This window comes from Shewanella sp. 10N.286.52.C2, from assembly GCF_002874545.1.
GTDB lineage: Bacteria > Pseudomonadota > Gammaproteobacteria > Enterobacterales > Shewanellaceae > Shewanella.
The window spans coordinates 1-3,754 of record NZ_MCTV01000074.1; the positions used below are offsets into that span (position 1 = coordinate 1).

Annotated in this window: 2 protein-coding genes; one reads left to right on the forward strand and one right to left on the reverse strand. The window is 41.2% G+C overall.

Annotated features, from left to right (window positions below):
* Window positions 1–526: 526 nt before the first annotated feature.
* Entirely contained in the window at window positions 527–1,006 is a 480-nt protein-coding gene (locus BCU94_RS18910; protein WP_102436250.1) for a Fur family transcriptional regulator, read from the forward strand.
* 356 nt (window positions 1,007–1,362) lie between these two features.
* Here BCU94_RS18910 and BCU94_RS18915 read toward each other — a convergent pair whose 3' ends face one another.
* Window positions 1,363–3,477 carry a TonB-dependent siderophore receptor gene (locus BCU94_RS18915; protein ID WP_102436252.1) on the reverse strand — a complete coding sequence of 705 codons (2,115 nt, stop codon included), beginning with the start codon at window positions 3,475–3,477 and terminating at the stop codon, window positions 1,363–1,365.
* Between the last annotated feature and the right edge of the window lie 277 nt (window positions 3,478–3,754).

Below are 3,754 nucleotides of genomic sequence, written 5' to 3' on the forward strand. Positions count from 1 at the left end.
GCATGGATGCCAAGCTAGCTTTCGTTAGGCCATGGACGGCCTATCGGAAGCGTTAGCATTTTCACTCTTTATAATAAACAGGGGCCGAAGTTATCAACAAACGAAGTTAAAAGCTGGATCAATCCCCATCGAAAATCATGCGCTTTTCAGCATTTTTCGTTAGGGCGCTGAGGGTTTGTTAAGGGCTTCTTTTGTAAAATGTGTGCGCTTTCCCCCTTGACTCTGCTCTTTGCAAAAGAAGGGGCGAAGCGCCACGACGTTAATCCAAACGGAGTTTGGAATTACAGGCTGAAACCCAGATATCAAAATCAGCAGTGGGCAGAAAACCCACGATATTAATCCAAACGAAGTTTGGAAATACAAAAAGGAAACCAATGGTCTAAATTAGCTAAGCGCCGAAAAACGGTTTAAAATCACAAAAAATAGCAATTATTTAATGCTGTTAAGATGTTCTATTTTTTATCATTTACAATGTCAGTCCGACAAGAAATAATAACAACAATAACGATTTCTCTTGAGCTTATCTATGCCTACTTCTAATAACACTGAAATTTTTGCTAAAGCAGAACAACTATGTCACGACAATGGTGTAAAGCTAACGGCAAAAAGAAAGAATGTTTTAGGTGTATTACTTAACTCTAGCAAACCCTTATCAGCCTATGAAATCGTTGATATTTACCGTGCGACACACCAAGAATCATTAGCACCGATGTCTGTTTATCGTATGCTGGATATACTCAGTGAACTGCCTTTAGTGCATAAGCTATCATCTGAAAATAAGTACCTTGCTTGTTCACACATCACTTGCGCTCACAAGCACCAAGTACCGCAGTTTTTGATTTGTAAAAGCTGCGGCAAAGTGGCCGAGAAGGGCATTCAAGCCAGCGTGATCGAGGCTTTAAAAGAGAGCATTCAACAAGCGGACTTTCAACTGCTCAACTCTCAAATAGAATTACAATGCTTGTGTAATGACTGTGCTAACCCTAGTGAAAAGCCCAATGATTAACGCATTCTTTATATTTGACACTTGAGCCACTCAGCCCAACTGATAGATTCACCTCTGATATCCTCAACAAAAAAGCGACCCTAAGGTCGCTTAATGTCATTGTGGTACTAAAACTATGCAGTTTGAGTTTACACCGCGGACTTGCCCCTTGTCAGTCGGGACTAGTGACAAGGTTTAACGCTATCAAATTTAACTATCAAATTTAACTATCAAATTTAACTATCCAAATAGCGTTAGTGGCGATGCTAAGACAATGAAGTTTGGGGTTTACCGCGGAGTTGACTGATGTCAATGAGCAGTGAAAACCTTAAACAGAAGTCGTATTAGCAAGCCCAAGCAGCAATTAATACTGAAAATTAGAATTGATACTTAACACTCGCGGTGAAATTAATCGGCTCACCCGGCATAGTCCATAACCTGTGATAGGAGCTTTCAAAGTATTGCTCATTAAACAGGTTATTCACATCAAGCATTACACTAAACTTGCTGCTTAACTCTATCGCTGCGGATAGGTTCACTAAGGTGTATGCAGGTAAAATATAATCAGGTGATGTGGTTTCACCTAGACGGTCGCCAACGTAATTGACCGTAGCGCCAAAATAAGCTTCTTTACCCATAATGTCAGTATAATGTCTTAGGGCCACATGACCGACATGCTCTGCAACGTTGATTAAACGTGAACCTTTAGGGATTGGCACGCCCCAGTCATTATCAATCAAATCGTTTGCTGTTCTTGCATCGGTATAAGCGTAGGCTAACTCAATGCTGGTATCAGCCGTTAGTAAGGTGGTCAGCTGAAACTCAACTCCCTGACTTTCAACCTCACCTAAAGTCGCAGAAAGCCCTGTGTCTGGCTCTGCTGTTAACATATTGGTTTTGCTGGCATCAAACAGTGCAAGGCTACCGGAGAACCTGTCAGCGACATTTTGCCATTTAAGACCGACTTCGAAAGATTTAGTTTGTTCTGGGTCAAAAGCATTTCTGTCTGAATCAAGCCCAGGATTAGGTCTGAAACCTTCAGCGTAGCTGGTGTAAATATTGATATTGTCATCCAATTCATAGACAAAACCGAAACGAGAAGATACTTCAGTTTGATCTTGCTCTTGAGACTCATTATCCAGTTTATTGACAATGTGCTGATTAAAGCTATCGACTCTGAAGCCCAATAACAGCTTGGCTTTATCAGTCAACTCAATTAAATCTTGGGCGTAAAAACCAAGGCCTTTTTGCTCTTCAAAGGTTAAGGTTGTTGGTGTGGTTTCAGGCTGATACATAGTGTAATCAGGGTTATTAGGGTTGATTGAGTATGTCGCATCGCCCGAACCCCAAGCGGTTCGCCACACTCTATAATCAGTATCTAGCTGGAAGTTATAATAATCTAACCCAATTAATAGATTATTGGTCATGCCACCAAGCTCTACGTCACCGCTAACTTCAAAACGCGCCGAGAAGTCTTGCGCCTGATAATCACGCTCTCTTCTTTGTCTTGATAAGGTATTTGGGTCGCTATAAATCAGCTGGCGGCCGTCAGATAGTTCAGCATCTGAAGATTGACCTTTAAAGGATGAATCCCGATAAGCTAAACCGGCTAATAAGTGCCACGAGTTATTAAGCTGATGATTTAATAGTAGTTGGTGTCCTAGCGCTTCAACTTTATGGGCTCCGTCTCGGGTATCACCATAAAATGCGGCAGTATCGACAGCGTCAAAATCATTATCTAATACATAGACACCGCGATCTAACGGCTTGCTTTGATGTAGAATTTCCATTTCATAACTTAAGCTGGTGGCGTCAGAGATATTCCACAAAAGTGACGGGCTTAAATTCAAGCTTTCAATATCAACATGGTCACGAAAGGTATCTGAATCTTCGTAAAAGCCATTGATGCGGTAAGCAACATCGTCACTAATGCCTTTGGTGTGATCAAATTCCACTTGTTTTTGATTGAAATTACCTAAGGTTCCCTGAATATAACCTTGTTCATCAAATTGCGGCTTTTTAGTGATGATATTGACCGTGCCACCCGGTTCACCTTGTCCGTACAGTGCTGAGCCTGGCCCTTTCATTACTTCAATGGTTTCAATATTGGCGGTATTTCTGTTGCCGTTATAACCTCGCGAGTTAAAGCCATTTACTAAGTAACCTGTCGGGTTATTTTCGTCGCCCGAAAAACCGCGAATAGCAAAGCTATCAAACATACCGCCAGAGTTATTTTGCCTTACGATACTAGGCGAAAAGTCCAAGGCGTCCATGAAACGAGTAATGCCCTCGTTTTTGATGGTATCGGCATTAATTCTATCTACTGCTTGGGGAGTATCAATCAATGGTACGTTGCCTCGGTAAGGCTGCCAAAGTCTATTTACCTCAATGCGCTCAATATCATCATTAGTTTCTGAGGTTGGGTTATTGCTATCTTGCGCTAACGCACCATTAGAAATGACAATAATTGAATATAGAAAATGCTTTTTCACGTGCTTTGCCCTATCAAGGATGGATTAAAAAGGCAATGTTATAACATATCATTTATTTCGTCAAAGTGAAGCCAGTAACAAACAGTCACTTTGGCCACTTAAGGGTTTTGAAATACATAAAGCTATTGAGAACGGCAAACAGAAAGTCCGCTGCTGGTACTTTTTAGCGGGGACAGTGAAAAACCAGTTAATCCCAAAGGAGTTTCGAGGTTCAGAAAGGGCGCATCTGGCTTAAACAGGAGATCTTTATTAATCCCATAGTTAAATACAAATAGTT

Bases quoted from the DNA above. Each gene is read 5' to 3' on its own strand.
- BCU94_RS18910 (WP_102436250.1), top strand. From the start codon at position 527: ATGCCTACTTCTAATAACACTGAAATTTTTGCTAAAGCAGAACAACTA.